The sequence below is a fragment of the Pseudomonas sp. Emmai genome, assembly GCF_055179735.1.
Genome location: NZ_CM143685.1, coordinates 4176795 through 4195676 on the forward strand (window position 1 = coordinate 4176795; position 18882 = coordinate 4195676).

18 protein-coding genes are annotated in these 18882 nt (G+C 59.8%); 11 read left to right on the forward strand and 7 right to left on the reverse strand.

Features of this window, described 5'->3' with window-relative positions:
- Positions 1 to 26: 26 nt before the first annotated feature.
- Positions 27 to 1178 (reverse strand): PQQ-dependent sugar dehydrogenase, encoded by a 1152-nt coding sequence (locus ACY4LX_RS19220; protein WP_463257462.1) that lies wholly within the window; start codon positions 1176 to 1178, stop codon positions 27 to 29.
- A gap of 51 nt (positions 1179 to 1229) precedes the next feature.
- Positions 1230 to 1544, reverse strand: a complete 315-nt coding sequence (locus ACY4LX_RS19225; RefSeq protein ID WP_463257463.1) for a hypothetical protein — start codon at positions 1542 to 1544, stop codon at positions 1230 to 1232.
- 202 nt (positions 1545 to 1746) lie between these two features.
- Here ACY4LX_RS19225 and ku point away from each other — a divergent pair, with 202 nt between their 5' ends.
- A complete protein-coding gene (gene ku / locus ACY4LX_RS19230) occupies positions 1747 to 2622 on the forward strand; it encodes a non-homologous end joining protein Ku (RefSeq protein ID WP_133839703.1) in 876 nt (291 codons plus the stop codon).
- Between the two features lie 33 nt (positions 2623 to 2655).
- The gene (gene ligD, locus ACY4LX_RS19235) at positions 2656 to 5163 is read left to right on the forward strand and encodes a DNA ligase D (RefSeq protein WP_463257464.1); all 2508 of its coding nucleotides are present in this window, start codon (positions 2656 to 2658) and stop codon (positions 5161 to 5163) included.
- A 99-nt stretch (positions 5164 to 5262) separates the two neighbouring features.
- On the opposite strand, the gene lpxO is transcribed toward ligD, so the two are convergent.
- A complete protein-coding gene (gene lpxO / locus ACY4LX_RS19240; RefSeq protein ID WP_149661616.1) occupies positions 5263 to 6162 on the reverse strand; it encodes a lipid A hydroxylase LpxO in 900 nt (299 codons plus the stop codon).
- Between the two features lie 483 nt (positions 6163 to 6645).
- Between lpxO and ACY4LX_RS19245 the strand changes: the two genes are divergently transcribed.
- Together ACY4LX_RS19245 and ACY4LX_RS19250 are read left to right on the forward strand one after the other, a co-directional pair.
- On the forward strand, positions 6646 to 8235 hold the full coding sequence (locus ACY4LX_RS19245) for an ABC-F family ATPase (protein WP_123410456.1): 1590 nt from the start codon (positions 6646 to 6648) through the stop codon (positions 8233 to 8235).
- Between the two features lie 272 nt (positions 8236 to 8507).
- Positions 8508 to 9695, forward strand: coding sequence for an MFS transporter (locus ACY4LX_RS19250; RefSeq protein WP_463257465.1), 1188 nt, complete (start codon positions 8508 to 8510; stop codon positions 9693 to 9695).
- 91 nt (positions 9696 to 9786) lie between these two features.
- Here the strand turns inward: ACY4LX_RS19250 and ACY4LX_RS19255 are convergent, their stop codons facing one another.
- Positions 9787 to 10824: an alpha/beta hydrolase family protein gene (locus ACY4LX_RS19255; RefSeq protein ID WP_463257466.1), complete on the reverse strand. Its 1038-nt coding sequence runs from the start codon at positions 10822 to 10824 to the stop codon at positions 9787 to 9789.
- Positions 10825 to 11086: 262 nt separating this feature from the next.
- The gene (locus ACY4LX_RS19260; RefSeq protein WP_149661613.1) at positions 11087 to 11698 is read right to left on the reverse strand and encodes an FMN-dependent NADH-azoreductase; all 612 of its coding nucleotides are present in this window, start codon (positions 11696 to 11698) and stop codon (positions 11087 to 11089) included.
- Positions 11699 to 11828: 130 nt separating this feature from the next.
- Between ACY4LX_RS19260 and ACY4LX_RS19265 the strand changes: the two genes are divergently transcribed.
- On the forward strand, positions 11829 to 12737 hold the full coding sequence (locus ACY4LX_RS19265) for a LysR substrate-binding domain-containing protein (RefSeq protein ID WP_149661612.1): 909 nt from the start codon (positions 11829 to 11831) through the stop codon (positions 12735 to 12737).
- Positions 12734 to 13093: an MmcQ/YjbR family DNA-binding protein gene (locus tag ACY4LX_RS19270; RefSeq protein ID WP_463257467.1), complete on the forward strand. Its 360-nt coding sequence runs from the start codon at positions 12734 to 12736 to the stop codon at positions 13091 to 13093. Before ACY4LX_RS19265 ends, ACY4LX_RS19270 begins: the two co-directional genes overlap by 4 nt.
- Here the strand turns inward: ACY4LX_RS19270 and ACY4LX_RS19275 are convergent.
- Positions 13090 to 13518 carry a DUF1294 domain-containing protein gene (locus tag ACY4LX_RS19275; RefSeq protein WP_463257468.1) on the reverse strand — a complete coding sequence of 143 codons (429 nt, stop codon included), beginning with the start codon at positions 13516 to 13518 and terminating at the stop codon, positions 13090 to 13092. The two genes, ACY4LX_RS19270 and ACY4LX_RS19275, sit on opposite strands and share 4 nt — an antisense overlap.
- Positions 13515 to 14345 carry an undecaprenyl-diphosphate phosphatase gene (locus ACY4LX_RS19280; protein ID WP_149661609.1) on the reverse strand — a complete coding sequence of 277 codons (831 nt, stop codon included), beginning with the start codon at positions 14343 to 14345 and terminating at the stop codon, positions 13515 to 13517. The genes ACY4LX_RS19275 and ACY4LX_RS19280 overlap by 4 nt, the downstream gene beginning before the upstream one ends.
- A gap of 291 nt (positions 14346 to 14636) precedes the next feature.
- Between ACY4LX_RS19280 and ACY4LX_RS19285 the strand changes: the two genes are divergently transcribed.
- The 5 genes from ACY4LX_RS19285 to ACY4LX_RS19305 all read left to right on the forward strand — a co-directional run bounded on the left by ACY4LX_RS19285 (position 14637) and on the right by ACY4LX_RS19305 (position 18827).
- Positions 14637 to 16271 (forward strand): methyl-accepting chemotaxis protein, encoded by a 1635-nt coding sequence (locus ACY4LX_RS19285; RefSeq protein WP_463257469.1) that lies wholly within the window; start codon positions 14637 to 14639, stop codon positions 16269 to 16271.
- A 128-nt stretch (positions 16272 to 16399) separates the two neighbouring features.
- Complete coding sequence (gene pnuC, locus ACY4LX_RS19290; protein ID WP_149661607.1) at positions 16400 to 16963, forward strand: nicotinamide riboside transporter PnuC; 564 nt, start codon at positions 16400 to 16402, stop codon at positions 16961 to 16963.
- Positions 16960 to 17484: an AAA family ATPase gene (locus ACY4LX_RS19295; RefSeq protein WP_463257470.1), complete on the forward strand. Its 525-nt coding sequence runs from the start codon at positions 16960 to 16962 to the stop codon at positions 17482 to 17484. The genes pnuC and ACY4LX_RS19295 overlap by 4 nt, the downstream gene beginning before the upstream one ends.
- A 331-nt stretch (positions 17485 to 17815) precedes the next feature.
- Positions 17816 to 18253, forward strand: a complete 438-nt coding sequence (locus ACY4LX_RS19300) for a hypothetical protein (RefSeq protein WP_463257471.1) — start codon at positions 17816 to 17818, stop codon at positions 18251 to 18253.
- Position 18254: 1 nt separating this feature from the next.
- Positions 18255 to 18827: an adhesin gene (locus ACY4LX_RS19305; RefSeq protein WP_149661605.1), complete on the forward strand. Its 573-nt coding sequence runs from the start codon at positions 18255 to 18257 to the stop codon at positions 18825 to 18827.
- The last annotated feature ends 55 nt before the right edge of the window (positions 18828 to 18882 follow it).

The following is an 18882-nucleotide window of genomic DNA, read 5'->3' on the forward strand; positions in this document are numbered from 1 at the left end:
CGATCAGCACGATCAGCGCAGAGACTTCACTTCAGGCCAACCTTGTACAGCGCCCCATCCTCCTCATCCGTCAGCACATACAAATACCCGTCCGGCTCCTGTCGCACATCGCGGATCCGCTCCTTGAGTTCGCCCAGCAAGCGCTCTTCATGCACGACTTTGTCGCCATCGAACTGCAACCGAATCAGTTCCTGGCTCACCAGCGCGCCGATAAACACGTTGTGCTGCCAAGGCTTGAAGCGATCGGCGTCGTAGAACGCCATGCCGCTGATGCCAGGAGAAACTTCCCAGACGTGGTGCGGTGGCACGGTGCCTTCGGCGGTCTTGCCCTTGGCTTCCGGGATCGGCTGGCCAGAATAGTTGATGCCATTGGTTGCCAGCGGCCAACCGTAGTTCTTGCCGCGCTCGATGACGTTGATTTCGTCGCCACCCTTGGGCCCATGCTCGTTTTCCCACAGCGTACCGTTCCACGGATTGAGCGCCGCGCCCTGGGGGTTACGCTGGCCGTAGGACCAGATCTCCGGTCGCACGCCGGCCTGACCGACAAAAGGGTTGTCATCCGGCACCTTGCCGTCCGGGTAGATCCGCACCACTTTGCCCTGCAACTTGTCGAGATCCTGGGCGGTCATGCGGTCGTTGTTTTCGCCCAGGGTGATGAACAGGTAGCCGTCACGGTCGAATACCAGCCGTGAGCCGAAATGATTGCCGACCGAGAGCTTCGGCTCCTGACGGAAGATCACCTTGAAATCCTTGAGGGTGGTCAGGTCTTCGGACAAACGCCCGCGACCGACCGCCGTCCCGGCCTTGTCACCCTCACCGCCACCTTCGGCGTAGGACAAATAGACCATGCGGTCCTGCTTGAAGTCAGGTGACAGCGCCACATCGAGCAAACCGCCCTGCCCCTTGGCCCAGACCTTGGGTACCCCGCTGATGGGCGCCGAACGTTTGCCGTCGACCGTGACCACCCGCAAGTTGCCGGGCCGTTCGGTCACCAGCATGCCTTTGCGGTCCGGGAGAAACGCCAGGGCCCACGGGTGTTCCAGGCCTTTGGTGATCGGCGTGACCTCAAGGGTGCCTTGTTCGCTTTTGAGTTCCTGGGTGGGCGCGGCGAAAACAGGCGCCGTGGCGGTGATCAGTACGCTGGCGCAGAAGGTGGCCAGGAGGGTTTTACGCAACATGCACGCGTCCTTTTGCTGTTCGAATGGCTGACAGAACCTCAGTCCCGCCGTTCAACGGTTGCTGCTGTCCGAGTCCCTTGGAGGTGGGTTGGGAATGAATTTCGGTGGCGCGCTGGGCGCCGATTTGTTCTGGGGATATCGGTTGCCGATGCCGCCGTTGTCCAGAGTGGGCGGACGCGGCGTCGGCGCGAACGTTGGCTGCCGGGTGGCGGGCTGCGTGCCCTGCATGCTGTTGGGATTGGCCCGGTGAATCGGGCTGTTGTAGGGATTGTTGTTGCTGCTGCCCGTCGGGCTCTGGGCCTGGGCCGCCTGGCCGAGCAAACCGCTCAAGGCCAACACGGTGCAACCGAGCACAAATCTGTTCATGGGGAGCCTCACTGCGGACACGGGAATAGAGTCTTCGATGCCACGCTACGCCCGAGGTTCGCATTTGTTAACTGAAACCTCCTTCACAGATGTAACACCCGTTTGCCGCACCGCTGATCCCCCCGCAGGGCTTGGGCGCAAGCCGCTGAAACTTTTGCGCGGGGCCGCAGGTCACCTGATCATCACTTGCGAGTACACGACGATGGCCCGGGCAATCTGGAAAGGCGCAATCAGTTTCGGCTTGGTGCACATCCCTGTGGCACTGGTGTCGGCCACTTCATCCCAAGGGGTGGATTTCGACTGGCTCGACAGCCGCAGCATGGACCCGGTGGGCTACAAGCGCGTCAACAAGGTCACCGGCAAGGAAGTCACCAAAGAACACATCGTCAAAGGCGTGGCCTACGAAAAGGGCCGTTACGTGGTGCTCAGCGAAGAGGAAATCCGCTCCGCGCACCCGCTGTCGACCCAGACCATCGACATCTTCGCCTTTGTCGACAGTGAGCAGATTCCGCTGCAAAACATCGACACACCTTATTACTTGGCACCGGACAAACGTGGCGGCAAGGTCTACGCACTTTTGCGTGAAACCTTGAGCAAAACCAACAAGGTCGCCCTCGCCCATGTCGTGCTGCACACCCGCCAGCATTTGGCGGCGCTGATGCCACTGGAATCGGCCATGGTGCTGGTGATGCTGCGCTGGCCGGCGGAAGTGCGCAGCCTGGATGAATTGGCGTTGGGCAGTGAAGTGACCAAACCGGAACTGGCAAAAGGAGAGCTGGAGATGGCCAAGCGCCTGGTGGAAGACATGAGCGCCGACTGGAAACCCGAGGATTACCGCGACAGCTTTGAAGACAAGATCATGGCCCTGGTCGAGAAAAAGGCCCATGAAGGCAAGATCGAAGACGTCGAAAGCACCAGCGGCGAAGAGGAACGCAAAACCGCCGATGTTATCGATTTGACCGAACTGCTCAAACGCAGCCTCGGCGGCAAGGCCGCCGCCAAACCAGCGGCCAAACCGCGCAAAGCCGCCGCCAAACCGGCCCCAGCGAAAAAAGCCACGAAGAGCTCTCGCGGCTGACGGCCCGGGACTCGCAGCACAGGGTAGTCCGCCATGGCTAAACCGGTGAGTGAATACACGCGCAAACGCAACTTCGAGATCACCTCGGAGCCGCCCGAATCGGCGCCGGCCAAACGCGGCAAGAAAACCGCCTCGGCCCTGCGTTTCGTGATCCAGAAGCACGATGCGCGCAACCTGCATTACGACTTTCGCCTGGAACTCGACGGCACCCTGAAAAGCTGGGCGGTGCCGAAGGGCCCGAGCCTCGATCCAACGCAAAAGCGCCTGGCGGTGCATGTCGAAGACCACCCGATCAGTTACGGCACCTTTGAAGGCAGCATCCCCGAGGGCCAGTACGGCGCCGGGGATGTGATTGTCTGGGACCACGGCGTCTGGCAACCGATTGGTGATCCGCAGCAAACCTACAAGGCCGGCAAACTGAAATTCACCCTGATCGGCGAAAAGCTTTCCGGTGACTGGGCCTTGGTGCGCACGCACCTGCGCGGCAGTGGCGACAAGGAACAATGGTTGCTGATCAAGGAGAAGGATCAACAGGCACGGCCGATCAGCGAGTTTGACGTGGTCGCCGAGCTGCCCAAAAGCGTGTTGAGTGATGCCACGGTGGGCGATAAGACCACCAAAAAAGCCGTCAAAAAAACCGTTAAAAAGCCCAAACCGACCAGCCTGCCCGAAACGTTCAGCCCGCAACTGGCCACGCTGATGGAAAAGGCCCCGGCCGGTGATTGGCGCTACGAAATCAAGTTCGACGGCTACCGCATCCTCGCCCGCATCGACGACGGCGAGGTGAAGCTGTTGACCCGCAACGGCCACGACTGGACCGCCAAACTGCCGTTGCAGGCCAAGGCCCTGGCCGAGATGAAGCTCGACGGCAGTTGGCTCGATGGCGAAGCGGTGGTGCTGAACGACAAGGGTTTCCCGGATTTTCAGGCGCTGCAAAACGCCTTCGAAATCGAGCGCTCGGTGGACATCGTTTATTTCGTGTTTGACGCGCCGTTCCTCCACGGCGTCGATCAGCGTGAGATGCCAGTGGAAGACCGCCGTGCGGCGTTGAAAAAAGCCTTGGGACGGAAGTCGCGGCAAGTGCTGCGCTTTTCGGAAGCCTTCACCGCGAACCATCAGGACATCGTCGAAAGCGCCTGTGCGCTGTCCCTGGAAGGCGTGATCGGCAAGCGCGCCGGCAGCCCTTATGTGTCACGCCGTAGCCCGGACTGGATCAAGCTCAAATGCCGCTTGCGCCAGGAATTCGTGATCATTGGTTACACCGCGCCGCAAGGTTCGCGCAGCGGTTTCGGCGCCCTGCTGCTGGGCGTCTATGACGATCAGGCGTTGGTGTATGCCGGGCGGGTCGGCACCGGGTTCAACCAGGCCAATCTCAAGTTGTTTCATGGGCAATTGCAGAAGCTCGAACGCAAAACCTCGCCGCTGGACAAGTCGCTGACAGCGGCGCAGGCCCGAGGTGTGCATTGGGTCGAGCCGAAGCTGGTGTGCGAAGCCGAGTTTGCCGAATGGACCCGCGAAGGCGTGGTGCGCCAAGCCGCGTTCATCGCCATGCGCACCGACAAACCGGCGACCGAAATCGTGCGTGAACAGCCCCAATCCCCCAAGGCGAACAAACCCGTGAGCGAAAAGAAAACCAGCAGCAAGGACAGCACCGTCGCCGGGGTCAAGATCACCCACCCCGATCGCGTCATCGACAAGGACAGCGGCACGCAGAAACTGCAACTGGTGCAGTTCTACGAAAGCATCAGCGAGTGGATTCTGCCGTTCTTGCGCAACCGGCCGGTGTCGCTGTTAAGGGCCCCCGAAGGCGTGGACGGCGAGCAGTTTTTCCAGAAACACGCCGAGCGCCTGGCGATCCCCCATATCAAGCACCTGGACCCGAACATCGACCTGGGGCATGCACGCCTGATGGAAATCGACAGCGTCCAGGCGCTGATCGGGGCGGCGCAAATGGGCGCGATCGAGTTGCATACCTGGGGCGCGACCCACGACAAGATCGAAACGCCCGACCTGTTTGTGCTCGACCTCGACCCCGACCCGGCGTTGCCGTGGAAAAGCATGGTCGAGGCGACGCAACTGACCCTGTCGGTACTTGATGAAATCGGTCTCGACGCCTTTCTGAAAACCAGCGGCGGCAAAGGCATGCACATCATTGTGCCGCTGGCGCGCAAGGATGATTGGGACACGGTCAAGGGGTTCGCCAAGGCCATCGCCCAGTTCATGGCGCAGCAGTTGCCGGAACGGATCACCGCGACCATGGGCCCGAAAAACCGGGTCGGCAAGATCTTCGTCGATTACCTGCGCAATACCCGTGGGGCCAGTACGGTGGCGGCGTATTCGGTGCGGGCGCGGCCGGGGTTGCCGGTGTCGGTGCCGATTGCACGGGATGAGTTGACGGCGCTGCATGGCTCGCAGGAATGGACCGTGGCCAATTTGCTGGAGCGGCTTGAAGGGTTGAAAGGTGATCCGTGGGAAGGGTATGCCAATCGGCAGAAGATTACGGCGAAGATGTGGAAGCAGTTGGGGGGCAAGAAGCCTTAGGTGTTGTGTTGAATGTACCGGCCTCTTCGCGGGCAAGCCTCGCTCCTACACAGGGTTATGCGAGACCTGTAGGAGCGAGGCTTGCCCGCGAAGGCGTCCTCAGATCAGAACGAAAACCGCCAACAACCCACCAAAAATCGCCCACTTCTCCAGGTAATAACGCGCACGATTGCGCTTCTTCAGCTCCTTGCCACGTAGGCGAACCTTGTAGATTTTGGTGAACAACCGGTTGATGCCACCTGTCTTGTCGCCCGCATCGTTCGGCGCGCCCGCCGCCGACATCACGGTACGGCTGAACCAGGCATTGAACGCCGACGCCCAGCGATACTTCATCGGCCGTTCTACGTCGCAGAACAAGATGATGCGGTTCTGGTCGGTGGTGTTTTCGGCGTAATGAATGAATGTCTCGTCGAACATCACCGCTTCACCGTCGCGCCAGTGGTAGTTCTCACCGTCGACGTTGATGTAACAACCGGCGTCGTTCGGCGTTTCCAGACCCAGGTGATAACGATACGAACCGGCATACGGGTCGCGGTGGCGCACCAGTTTTGAACCCGGTGGCAGTTCGGCGAACATCGCAGCCTTGATCGAGCCAATGCTTTGCACCAGTTCGGTGGTGCGCGGGCAGAGTTTCTCGGCCGAAGGGTGGCTGTCGCCGTACCACTTCAGGTAAAAACGCTTCCAACCGCTCTTGAAGAACGAGTTGAAACCCACGTCATCGTATTGGTTCGAGCGCTTGATCTCCCCGGCACGCAGCAGATTCTGGCCCTCGGCTCGGATTTCTTCCCAGTGCGCCTGCAACGGGCTCAGGTCCGGAAAGTCGGCCGGGTTGAGGTAAGGCTTGCTCGGGAGTTTGGAGAACAGATAAAGGAAGCAGTTGATCGGCGCCAGAAACGTCGAGTGGTCGCTCAACTGGCGGCCCAACTTGTGTCGCACACGACCGCGCAAGTGAACATACGCGATGGAAACAACATAAATAGCGGCAATGATAAGTTTCACGGCAATCGTCACAGGTCAGAAGTGAACAAACTGCGCCTAGCCGGCCAAGCGGTCTGGCACAGTGTCTGAATACGAAACAGCGGTCCAGGTGGCACGTCCTTGAGCCGATGCCAAAGTGGCATTGGATTGATAGGTGGCATTTTAGCCATGCTTTGTAACAAATAGTTAGCATCCAGATGTGAATATCTGTCCACTGATGCCACCAAAACGCCCGTGCGGCCTCAACGCCCTATCGTTTAAAGAGCCAGACCAGTACAATCGCCGCCAAACATTACGCGCCCCCCTTGGTTGATGACGGGAATGATCCCCGCCTCAGCGCACTTTCACTCGGGCCAAGCGCTCCATTGCTGCTGTCCACTTATTGCCAGATGGACCTTCCGCTTCTGACCGGGATGCATTTCCCGTGGTTTGAAAACCGGAACCGGGTACTGAATCGGTACTGCCGCACCCCTAGCTACTCTGAATGCTTCGCAGGAAAAACCTTTGATTTCTACAGCTAACATCACGATGCAGTTCGGCGCCAAGCCGTTATTCGAGAACGTTTCGGTCAAGTTCGCCGCGGGCAACCGCTATGGCCTGATCGGCGCCAACGGTTGCGGCAAGTCGACCTTCATGAAGATCCTCGGTAACGATCTCGAGCCGTCCGGTGGCCAGGTCATGCTCGAGCCGAACGTGCGTCTGGGTAAATTGCGCCAGGACCAGTTCGCCTACGAAGAATTCACCGTGATCGACACCGTGATCATGGGTCACGAAGAGCTGTGGAAGGTCAAGGCCGAGCGCGATCGCATCTACTCGTTGCCAGAAATGACCGAAGAAGACGGCATGGCCGTGGCCGAACTGGAAACCGAGTTCGCCGAAATGGACGGCTACACCGCCGAATCCCGTGCCGGTGAACTGTTGCTGGGCCTGGGTATCGGCATCGAGCAGCACTTCGGCCCGATGAGCGAAGTGTCCCCTGGCTGGAAACTGCGCGTATTGCTGGCTCAGGCGCTGTTCTCCGATCCTGAAGTGCTGTTGCTCGACGAACCGACCAACCACCTGGACATCAACACCATCCGCTGGCTGGAAAACATTCTGACCCAGCGCTCCAGCCTGATGATCATCATCTCTCACGACCGTCACTTCCTGAACAGCGTGTGCACCCACATGGCTGACCTGGATTACGGCGAGCTGCGCCTGTTCCCGGGCAACTACGACGAGTACATGACCGTGGCGACCCAGTCCCGCGAGCAACTGCTGTCGGACAACGCCAAGAAGAAAGCCCAGATTTCCGAGCTGCAATCGTTCGTCAGCCGCTTCTCGGCCAACGCCTCGAAAGCCAAGCAAGCGACCTCCCGTGCCAAGGCGATCGACAAGATCCAGCTGGCCGAGGTCAAGCCTTCGAGCCGTGTGAGCCCGTTCATTCGTTTCGAACAGAACAAGAAGCTGCACCGTCAGGCGGTCATCGTCGAGCGCATGGCCAAAGGCTTCGACGGCAAGCCACTGTTCAAGGACTTCAGCTTCCAGGTTGAAGCCGGCGAGCGCGTAGCGATCATCGGCCCGAACGGTATCGGTAAAACCACCCTGCTGCGCACCCTGGTCAATGAACTGACCCCGGACGCCGGCACCGTGAAGTGGACCGACGCCGCGGAACTGGGCTACTACGCCCAGGACCACGCGCACGACTTCGAAGACGACTGCAACCTGTTCGACTGGATGGGCCAATGGACCCAGGGCGGCGAGCAGATGGTTCGCGGCACCCTCGGCCGGATGCTGTTCTCCAACGACGAGATTCTCAAGTCGGTCAAGGTCATCTCCGGTGGTGAGCAAGGTCGCATGCTGTTCGGCAAGCTGATCCTGCAAAAGCCGAACGTGCTGATCATGGACGAACCGACCAACCACTTGGACATGGAATCCATCGAGGCGCTGAACCTGGCGCTGGAGAACTACCCGGGCACGCTGATCTTCGTCAGCCACGACCGTGAGTTCGTATCGTCGTTGGCTACTCGCATTATCGAACTCAGCCCTAGCGGTGTGATCGACTTTAGCGGTACTTACGATGATTACCTGCGCAGCCAAGGCGTGGTGTTTTAAGGGCAGCTTTTAGTTTCAAGCTGCAAGCGGCAAGTAGAAGCCCTGTCCATGTGACGGGGCTTTTTGCATTCGGGCTTTTGATCGTTCCCACGCTCTGCGTGGGAATGCCTCGAGGGACGCTCCGCGTTCCAATGGGACGCGGAGCGTCCCGGGCTGCATTCCCACGCGGAGCGTGGGAACGATCAGGTGGCGAGAAGTAGTTAGCCTGCTTCCTTTTATTCCCGGCCCACGCCATGATGCAGGTCTCCCACCGCCGCCCGCGAACGAGCCCTATGTCTGCGCAGCCACTGCCCCCGCAAAGCTCCATGGCGATCACCCTGCAGATCGTCTCCATCGTTTTCTATACCTTTATCGCCTTCCTCTGCATCGGCCTGCCGATTGCGGTGATTCCGGGGTATGTCCATGAACAACTGGGGTTCAGCGCGATCATTGCGGGGCTGACCATCGGTTGCCAATACCTGGCCACCCTCCTCAGCCGGCCGATGGCCGGGCGCATGTCGGACAGCGTCGGCACCAAGCGCGCGATTGTCTACGGCTTGTCGGGGATTGTGTTAAGCGGCTTGCTGACCTTGCTCTCGACCTTGCTGCAAAGCCTGCCGTTGTTGAGTCTAATGATCCTGATTGCCGGCCGGTTGCTGCTGGGGATCGCCCAGGGCTTGATCGGCGTCGGCACCATCAGTTGGTGCATGGGCCAGGTTGGCGCCGAGCACACGGCGCGCTCGATTTCCTGGAACGGCATCGCGTCCTACGGCGCCATTGCGATTGGCGCGCCGCTGGGGGTGGTGATGGTCGCCGAGTATGGCTTTGAAAGCCTGGGGATTGTCCTGTCGGTGCTGGCCTTGGGGGCGCTGTTGCTGATTCGCAACAAGCCATCGGTGCCGGTGATTCGCGGCGAACGCCTGCCCTTCTGGAACGTGTTCGGGCGTATTGCCCCGTTTGGCGCGAGCCTGAGCCTGGCGTCCATCGGCTACGGCACCCTGACCACCTTTATTACCCTGTATTACCTCAATCGTGGCTGGACCGGCGCGGCGTACTGCCTGACGGTGTTTGGGGTGTGTTTCATCCTGTCGCGGCTGTTGTTCATTTCCACTATCAGCCGATTCGGCGGCTTCACCTCGGCCATTGCCTGCATGACCATCGAAACCGTGGGCCTGGTGCTGCTGTGGCTGGCGCCGTCCACCGGGTACGCGTTGATCGGCGCCGGGTTGACCGGGTTCGGCCTGTCGCTGGTGTATCCGGCGCTGGGGGTCGAGGCGATCAAGCAGGTGCCCAACTCCAGTCGCGGCGCGGGGCTGAGTGCTTATGCGGTGTTTTTTGACCTGGCGCTGGCGATTGCCGGACCGCTGATGGGCGCGGTCGCGTTGAACCTGGGGTATTCGTGGATTTTCTTTTGTGCGGCGTTGTTGTCGGTGACAGGGTTGGGCCTGACATTAATGCTGAAACGCCGCGCAATGGCCTGATGCGCCCGACCTCTGTAGGAGCAAGGCTTGCCCGCGATGGCGTCCGTGAGACCGCCATCGCGAGCAAGCTTTGCTCCTACAAGGTTCGGCGTTATTGATCGGCGGTTTGCATCCCGGCCCGACTCGGTTTGCCCAGGGCATGGGAGAAAAACCGTCCCGCTTCCGAGATCAGGTTGCGGTGAATGTCCTCACGATCAACCCCATCGGCATCGGTACACAACGCCGGCATGGCGATGATCTGCTCTTCGTTGCACGGCGCCATGAACACAAAGTGCCCTGCCCCGGCCAGCAGCTTGAAGTCCGGCGCGATCGGCAGTTTGCGCGCCAGGGCAGCGGCGTTCTTGTCGAAAGCCACCAGTTTGTCGCCGTCGCCGCTGTACAGCAGCACCGGCACATGCACATCCGCCAGGGTGTGACGGCCGAACTTCAGGCTCAGCGGCGCCATCAGCAGCAAGGCGTGGACACGCGGGTCGGCCACCGGCTGCAAATCATCACGGTCGACAATCAGCTCGCCCTGGGTGTTGCAGGCATCGCGGTCGTCCGGTCGCTCCTGGCAATAGCGGCGCAGACGATCCAGGTCGGGCGTGGCACCGGACAGGATCAACGCCGTTTCGCCGCCCGCCGAGTAACCAATCACCCCCACCTGATCGGCGTTGACGAACGGCGCCAGCATGGCATCGCCCAGCGTCGCGGTAATGGCTTCGGAAATTTGCAGCGGCCGACCGTACAGGTTGCTCAAGGTGCCGAGACGGCTGTGATCCTTGGAGTTGTCGCCGGGGTGAATCACCGCCACCACCACAAAGCCCTTGCGTGCCAGCGAGGTGGCGAGGTCGTGCAAGGCCAGCGGCGTGCCGACGTTGCCATGGGACAGCATCAGCATCGGGAAACGGCCGATCGCCACGCGGGCGTCTTCGCTCGCTTCGACGGTGTAACCATCGAGTTTGCTGGTGTGTTCTTTATCGCTGGAGGGATAAAAGGCAATGGCGCGCATCGGCTGCAAATCCAGCGGATCGAGGAACGTCATCTCGTGATAGCCGACGCCCCAGTGCGCATGCAGCCCAGGCGCGGCGTGCACTGAAAGCAGGCTGCTGAGCAGGCATATCAGTAACGTTGCACAAAGACGCACCATGGGATGCCCCACCTTTGATACTTGCCTGAAAAGCCCGTAGTGCTCCGATGTACGGAGTACGCGGCCTCGTGCCAGTGTTTGCGGCCACCAAGGTCATTGCGCGACGGGGACGTTAACCCTCGACTGCATAACCTGGGCCAGAACCTATAAAACGGTCAAAAACAAAAAACTCTGTAACTGATCATTACGATGATCAGAATACAGAGTTTTTCGGGTATTACCTGAGCTGTTTAGTATTTTTTACGCAAGCCTTACACAGACCTTATGCCGCAGCGAACAGTTGATCGCTGATGTGCGTGTGAGCGTCGCTCAGGGCTTTGGTGCGCACTTCGTCACCGTAAGCCAGGCCATGGGCGCGAACGAACTCAATATCAGTGATGCCCAGGAAACCGAACAGCACTTTCAAGTAGTCTTCGTGCGCTACGCCGGTGGCTTGACCGACGTGGAGGCCACCCGAAGTCGAAACGATCACCAGTTTCTTGCCACCGCACAGGCCTTCCGGGCCGGCTTCGGTGTAGCGGAAGGTCTGGCCGGCCACGGCGATGCGGTCAATCCAGGCCTTGAGTTGAGTCGGGATGGTGAAGTTGTACATCGGCGCGGCAATGACGATGGCGTCGGCAGCAAGGAATTCAGCCAGGGTCGAAGCGCTCAGTTCGGCTTCGTGCTGTTGCGCGGCGTTGCGCAGCTCAGCGGTGGTGCCAGCGGCAACCAGGGTAGTGGATGAGAAATGGCTGATGGCGTCAGCAGCCAGGTCGCGGTAAGTGACGACGGCCGAAGCGTCAGCGGCTTGCCAGGCTTTGACCACTTCGCCGCTCAACTGACGGGACGCCGAGTTGTCACCCAAAATGCTCGAATCGATATGCAACAGTTTCATTTAAGGATCTCCAGGTGAGGATCGCCACCGGGCGATCTGATGGAGGGGATCCTACAGATGAATCTAATAGGTGATTAGCCCGCAACAATGCGATAGTTCGTCTCACTGATAGAACAATCGAGTCCAGATCATGCAAGACCTTAACGACCTCTACTATTTCGCCAAAGTCGTCGAAGCCGGTGGTTTCGCGGCCGCCGGGCGCTTGCTGGGGATTCCCAAGTCGCGGCTGTCGCGGCGCATCGCCGAGCTGGAAGAACGCCTGGGCGCGCGCCTGCTGCAACGCACCACTCGCCAACTGAAATTGACCGCCGTGGGCGAACGTTACTTGCGCCACTGTCAGGCGATGTTGCTGGAAGCGGAGATGGCCGACGAAGCGGTGGCCAGCATGTCCAGCGAACCCCGAGGGCGATTGCGGGTGTCCTGCCCGGTGGGGTTGGCCAATCAAATGTTGCCGACGATCATCAGCGACTTTCTCGGGAAATACCCGCAGGTCCAGCTGGAGGTCATGCTGGTCAACCGCCGGGTCGATCTGGTCACCGAAGGCGTCGATGTCGCCCTGCGCGTCCGCGAATTGGGAGATGAAGACCCATTACTGGTGACCCGACGCCTGCGTCAGGCGCAGACGCTCATGGTCGCCAGCCCCGCCTTCTTGCACGGCCGGGAAATCAACCATCCGGACGACCTCAAGAGTTTGCCGGTCCTCGGAGCGCTGGAACCCGACCGCATGGTGCATATCCGAATGCTCGATCAACAGGGTAAAAGCCATGACCTGGCAATGGAGGCACGGCTGGGCATTGACGACTTTATCGTGCGCCGCGCCTGCGCCCTCGCTGGCCAGGGCTTTACCGTTCTGCCAATGATGTATTGCGAGTCGGAGCTGGCGGACGGTTCATTGATCCAGTTGCTGCCCGACTGGTCGATGCCTGGCGGTTGGCTGCAAGCGGTCTACCCTCATCGGCGCGGGGTAATGCCGGCCGTGCGCGCCTGGCTCGACCACTTGATCGAATCATTCAATGCCTGTGGGGACCGATTGATATGAAGGCTGGACGCATGAACGAAGCGGATGTCGCGCAGTTTTGCCTGGGGCTGCCCGGCGCGCGGGAAGACTACAAATGGGGTGGCGTGCGGGTGTTTTCGATTGCCGGGAACAAGATGTTCGCGTTGCAGAACCTGCGGGGCGAATCCCTGGCGTTCAAGGTCGACAAGGATTTGTTTCTCGGCCATTGCGACCGACCGGGCATTCACCCGGCGCCGTACCTGGCCCGGGCGCAATGGATCATCATGCAGGCGCCCTACCCGCTGGGCGCCGAAGAACTGAAGGCGCTGCTGCAACGTTCACACCAACTGGTGGTGGGCAAGTTGCCCAAGCGCACTCAGGTCGGGCTGCTTCTTTAAAACAACGCCAGCAGGTTCGCACCGAGAAACAACTGGTCAATCCAGAACACCTGGTGCATGAGCACGATCAGCCAGAACACCAGTTGAAACGAAAGCTTGCGAGTCTTGTGCCGGAACACTTGCTGGGCCAACAAGGCGCCCGGCCAGCCACCGGCCAGTTCCACCGCGTGCAAGACGTTTTCCGGCGTGCGCCAGGTGTCGGCGCGGGCCTTGCGCTTGTCGCTCCAGTACAGGAAAAACGCGACCACGCTGACCACGCCGTAGGCCGCCAGCGGGATCACGGAAACCCCGCGCAGCCACACCATCAGCGAGCCATACAGCGGCAGCGCGCACAGGATGGCGAGCACCAGCAATTTCAAGCGTGGATGCTGGACTTCGCCCCCGGACTTGCGACCGGGGTTGTTGCGCGCGTTGGAATCACTCATGGCTTGGCGGCGGCCCAATCGACCCAACCGAACTGCCAGGTCGCCAGAATCACCAGGCCAAACGCAATGCGATACCACGCAAACACCGCGTAGCTGTGACTGGCAATGAACTTGAGCAGCGCCTTGACGGCAATCATCGCGAAGATAAATGCAGTGACAAAACCGATGGCGAACACCGGAAAATCCGCCGGGACGAACAGATGGCGGTACTTGAACCCCGAATACACCGCCGCTGCGACCATGGTTGGCATGGCCAGGAAGAACGAGAACTCGGTGGCGGTTTTGCGCGACAGCCCGAACAGCAGGCCACCGATGATCGTCGAGCCGGAACGCGAGGTCCCCGGGATCATCGCCAGGCATTGGGCGAAGCCGACTTTCAGCGCGTCCTGCCAGGTGATGTCATCGACCGTTTCGGCATGCACTTCGTGCTGACGCTTTTCGGCCCACAACATGATGATCCCGCCCACGACCAACGCCGCGGCCACGGTAATCGGGTTGAACAGGTAGTGGTGAATCAAATCGGAAAAAATCACCCCCAGTACCACGGCCGGCATGAAGGCAATCAACAGGTTGGCGGTAAAGCGCCGTGCGCTCGGCTGGGTCGGCAAGCCGACGACCACGTCGAGGATCTTGCGCCGGAACTCCCAGACCACCGCGAGAATCGCGCCTAGCTGGATGATGATGTTGAATGCAATGGCCCGCTCACCACCGAAGTCGAGCAAATCCGCGACGATAATCTGGTGTCCGGTACTCGAAATGGGCAAAAACTCCGTCAGCCCTTCTACAACGCCTAGAATCAGTGCCTGGAAGGCCGTCCAAAGATCCATCAATCCCCCAAAGGCAGCGCTCAAAGGCATGCCCCGTTAATATTTTTAGTTCGTTCACTGCGCTCAGCGTAGCTGAAGTCTCGCGCGCACAGGATCCCCACGAAACCGTAAAAATTCCGTGAAAAATCAACTTGGATTCAGGTTTTTCCGCGCGAGGCCGAAATCCTATCAGACAAGCTCCGATTACGCCGCCGTGTAATTGGACTTGGGTCGAATAGGCCCCACCGGCAAAGTGTGGTTGGATGCTCGCGATCGTTTATTACAAGAAGAAGAATCTGGAGTGACAGCGTTATGAACAGCTTACGCAGTGTGTCGATCAGCCGACGCTTGTGGCTCATCTTGATCGTGGCCATCGTGATGTTATTGACGTTGGGCATCTTGATGCTCAAACAGATTCACGACGACCTGTACCATGCCAAGGCGCAGAAAACCCAGCACGTGGTGCAGACGGCCAGTGGCATCCTGAACTACTACCACGACCTGGAAACCGCCGGCACCCTCACCCGCGAAGCGGCGCAAAAACAGGCGCTGACCGTGGTTCGCGGCCTGCGCTATGACCAGAACGACTACTTCTGGATCAACGACCTGGGGCCGGTGATGATCATGCACCCGGCCAACCCGAAACTCGAAGGCCAGAACCTCTCGGCGATCCGCGACCCGGATGGCTTTGCGCTGTTCAACGAGATGGTCGCCATCGCCAAGTCCAAGGGCGCCGGCATGGTTGACTACCGTTGGCCGAAACCGGGCGCCAGCGCGCCGGTGGAAAAAACCTCCTACGTCAAACTGTTCGAACCCTGGGGCTGGGTCATCGGTTCGGGCGTGTATGTCGATGACCTGCAAGCCGAATTCTACGGGCAGGTCTGGAAAGCTTCGTTTATCGGCATGGCAATTACCCTGATCATGGCGCTGCTGGTGATCATGATTGCCCGCAGCATCGTGCGTCCATTGCAGGAAACCGTAAACGCCATGGCCAATATCGCCAGCGGCGAAAGCGACCTGACCCGCAGCCTCGACACCCACGGCCAGGACGAAGTCACGCAACTGGCGCACCACTTCAACGCCTTTACCGCCAAGCTGCGGCAGGTGATCAGCCAGTTGCAGGTGTCGGCCAGCGCCCTGGGCCAGTCGTCCAGCGATCTGGGTAACGATGCGGCGCAGGCACAGCAACGCAGTCAGCAGCAGTCCCAGCAAATGGAACTGGTGGCGACCGCGATCAATGAAGTGACCTACGGCGTGCAGGACGTAGCGAAGAACGCCGAGCATGCGGCCAGTGAAATGCGCGACGCCGAGTCCCAGGCGCAACAGGGTCAGGTCAACATCGATGGCAGCTTGCAACAGATCGACAAGCTCTCCGGCACCATTGATCAAGCGGTGGAAGTGATTCGCACCCTGGCTGCCGAAAGCACCCAGATTGGCAGTGTGCTGGAAGTGATTCGCTCGATTGCCGAGCAAACCAACCTGCTGGCCCTCAACGCGGCCATCGAAGCTGCCCGGGCTGGCGAGCAAGGTCGCGGGTTTGCGGTAGTGGCCGATGAAGTGCGCCTGCTCGCCCAGCGCACACAGAAGTCCACGGCGGAAATCCAGGCGATGATCGAACGCCTGCAAAACCACTCCGAAGCGGCGGTCAAGGTGATCGGCGACAGCAGCCGCGCCTCGCAACTGACCATCGAACAGGCCGGGCTGGCCGGTGCGAGCCTGAACGCCATCGGCCAGGCCCTGCGCAACCTCAACGGGCTGAACGCCTCCATCGCCAGCGCCACACTGCAACAGGCGCATGTGGTGGAAGACATCAACCAGAACGTCACACAGGCGGCCGGGTTGTCCCACAGCACGGCGCTGGCGGCGGAACAATCGAGCCTGGCCAGTGTTCACCTCAGGGAATTGAGCGAGCAGTTGAACGGGTTGCTCAAGCAATTCCGGGTGTAAAGCGAAAGGATCGCAGCCTTCGGCAGCTACAGGGTTTGTGTACATCTGTAGGTGCTGCCCAAGGCTGCGATCTTTTGATCTAACCGCTACAATCCGCCCCCTCTTTCGACTCCTCCCAAGGAACCTCCATGTCCGGGCTTGAACTGTTTGCTGCCGCCCTCGGCGTGATCGCCGTCTGGCTGACGGTCAAACAGAACCCGTGGTGCTGGCCGATCGGGCTGGTGATGGTGCTGCTTTATAGCTGGATCTTCTTCGAGGTGAAGCTGTATTCGGACATGTTGCTGCAGGTGATCTACGCCGCGTTGCAACTCTACGGCTGGTGGCAGTGGACCCGAGCCGGCGATGCCCATGATGGCCGGCAAGTCAGCGCGCTGGATGCCCGGTCGATCATGCTCGGCCTTGCCGTGGGCGCCATCGGCAGTCTGTTGCTGGGCGCAGCCATGGCCCACTGGACCGACGCCGCGCAACCCTGGCTCGATGCCGCTCTGACGGGCTTCAGCCTGGTGGCGCAGCTATGGATGGCGCAAAAACGCGTGCAATGCTGGCCGCTGTGGATCGTCCTCGATGTGATCTTTGTCAGCCTGTTCATCTACAAGGGCCTGTACCTGACCGCGACCCTCTACGGCTTGTTTACCCTGATCGCGGTGCAAGGCTGGCGTGAATGGCGCGCCGATCCGGCGCTGCACGCATGAAAGCGCTGGTCCTGACAGGCCCGGAATCCAGCGGCAAAAGCTGGCTTTCGAGTGAAATCCAGGCGCATTTTGGCGGGCTGTTGGTGGGTGAGTACGTTCGGCATTTCATCGAAAGCCAAGCCCGCGAAACCTGCCTCGATGACATTACCGCCATCGCACTCGGCCAACTGGCCTGGGAAGATGAAGCACGAGCCAAACAGCCGTCACTGCTGATTCTCGATACACACCTGTTGAGCAATATCCTGTGGAGTCGCACGTTGTTTGGCGCGTGCCCGACGTGGATCGAGCCTGCATTGTTGGCACGGCACTACGACCTGCATTTGCTGCTGAGCCCTGAAACAGTGGTCTGGCACGACGACGGGCAACGTTGCCAGCCGCAACTGGAGGAACGCCAAGGGTTTTTCCAGGCGAGCCACGATTGGCTTGACCTTCACCGCCAGCCTTACCAGATATTGCAAGGTGATTGGCAACAGCGTAAAGACGCGGCATTCGCGGCAGTGAAACGCTTGCTCGAAGCCTGACACGGGCCCCCAGCCCTGGCGCAAGTGTCCATTCCTGAAACACCCCCTCCTGAGCGAACCCGCGAACTAAAGCGGTTCCCGCACTTCAGAGCGAAACTGTTAAACCTCTGATACAACCTGCGTTTCGCCGCTCTAGCGTGCAATGCCGCCCGCATGGGCGGCGTTTTTACGTGGTGCTGTCTCAGTGGCGTTACAAATATTTTTTGACAACCTCGAGATTTAAAGTCAACCCATTGTTTTTAAACGATAAATAAAAATCGGCACACCTTCTGCTCTCTACCTCGCAACGCTGAAAAGGGCCAGCGTCCCAATTACAGAAGGAATTGCCGCCGTGGGGAAATTTGATAGAAGCATCTACCGCCTCCTGCTGATCGGATGCGCGCTGGGCTCAAGTTTCTGCCTGCCCGTTCAGGCTGACAACGGCATCATTACGATCAAACGTGATGTCCAGACGCGCAACGCCGTGGTTCCACCGCTGATCCCTGACCCTCACCCCACCACCGTTAACGCCAACCCTTCGCAACATATCCTCAATCAAACGAACGAGTTGAGCGACGGTGATTTTGCCGGTGTTGCCAGCGGTGCAGGCATCAGTCAGATGGTGACGCAAAACACCAACAACCTGGGCGGCAATATCAGCAATCAGTCCCAACTGTCCAACCTCCCCGGCGGGCGTTCGGGAAACTCGGGCAGCGGCATCGCCAACATGGTCAATTCGAACGTCCAGCAAGGCCTGGGTGCTCTGAAAATCATAACGGGAGACCGTTAGCATGAATCGTTCGCTGCTGATTATCGCCATGTTTTGCAGTGCCTCGTCCTTTGCCCAGTCTCCCGTCATCGACAACGCGGACATCGACAGTTCGGGCGCGCAGTACCAGGGCAACCTCGGGGTCAACCAGGCCGCCGGCGATCAGCAACAACAGGTCAACGCCCGGGCCATCGCCATTGGCAACAACGCCCATGCATCCACACAGATTCGCCAACGGTTGCATTCACCTGCAGACCCACGCATCGACGCCAGCGCCAGCATTCAAGGTAACGCCTTCAGCAACGGTAACGGCGTGCTGGGCGTCAACCAGAGCGCGGGCGGCAACAACCAGCAGGCCAATGCCCTGCGGATCAGCATCAGTACACAGCCGCAAAGTATCGACGACAGCGTCCTCCTGCAACAGAACGTGGCGCTGATCAACAACTCCGATCCAACTGACTCCGCACCAGGCTATCGCCGGGTCGCTACAAGCGATCAGGCCTTCACCGGTAGCCGTGGAGTTATTCAGTTGAATCAGAGCGCCGGGGTGGGAAACCGAACGGCCAACACCGTGAGCGTACGGGTCGCGGATTGACCCAAAACAGGTAAAAAAAACAACACTTAACCTATAAATCAGTACGGAGAATCAC

Excerpts from the sequence above, each read along its gene's own strand:
- ACY4LX_RS19220 (WP_463257462.1), bottom strand. The coding sequence starts at position 1,178 with ATGTTGCGTAAAACCCTCCTGGCCACCTTCTGCGCCAGCGTACTGATC.
- ACY4LX_RS19225 (WP_463257463.1), bottom strand. The coding sequence starts at position 1,544 with ATGAACAGATTTGTGCTCGGTTGCACCGTGTTGGCCTTGAGCGGTTTG.
- ku (WP_133839703.1), top strand. The coding sequence starts at position 1,747 with ATGGCCCGGGCAATCTGGAAAGGCGCAATCAGTTTCGGCTTGGTGCAC.
- ligD (WP_463257464.1), top strand. The coding sequence starts at position 2,656 with ATGGCTAAACCGGTGAGTGAATACACGCGCAAACGCAACTTCGAGATC.
- ACY4LX_RS19250 (WP_463257465.1), top strand. The coding sequence starts at position 8,508 with ATGTCTGCGCAGCCACTGCCCCCGCAAAGCTCCATGGCGATCACCCTG.
- ACY4LX_RS19255 (WP_463257466.1), bottom strand. The coding sequence starts at position 10,824 with ATGGTGCGTCTTTGTGCAACGTTACTGATATGCCTGCTCAGCAGCCTG.
- ACY4LX_RS19260 (WP_149661613.1), bottom strand. The coding sequence starts at position 11,698 with ATGAAACTGTTGCATATCGATTCGAGCATTTTGGGTGACAACTCGGCG.
- ACY4LX_RS19265 (WP_149661612.1), top strand. The coding sequence starts at position 11,829 with ATGCAAGACCTTAACGACCTCTACTATTTCGCCAAAGTCGTCGAAGCC.
- ACY4LX_RS19270 (WP_463257467.1), top strand. The coding sequence starts at position 12,734 with ATGAAGGCTGGACGCATGAACGAAGCGGATGTCGCGCAGTTTTGCCTG.
- ACY4LX_RS19275 (WP_463257468.1), bottom strand. The coding sequence starts at position 13,518 with ATGAGTGATTCCAACGCGCGCAACAACCCCGGTCGCAAGTCCGGGGGC.
- ACY4LX_RS19280 (WP_149661609.1), bottom strand. The coding sequence starts at position 14,345 with ATGGATCTTTGGACGGCCTTCCAGGCACTGATTCTAGGCGTTGTAGAA.
- ACY4LX_RS19285 (WP_463257469.1), top strand. The coding sequence starts at position 14,637 with ATGAACAGCTTACGCAGTGTGTCGATCAGCCGACGCTTGTGGCTCATC.
- pnuC (WP_149661607.1), top strand. The coding sequence starts at position 16,400 with ATGTCCGGGCTTGAACTGTTTGCTGCCGCCCTCGGCGTGATCGCCGTC.
- ACY4LX_RS19295 (WP_463257470.1), top strand. The coding sequence starts at position 16,960 with ATGAAAGCGCTGGTCCTGACAGGCCCGGAATCCAGCGGCAAAAGCTGG.
- ACY4LX_RS19305 (WP_149661605.1), top strand. The coding sequence starts at position 18,255 with ATGAATCGTTCGCTGCTGATTATCGCCATGTTTTGCAGTGCCTCGTCC.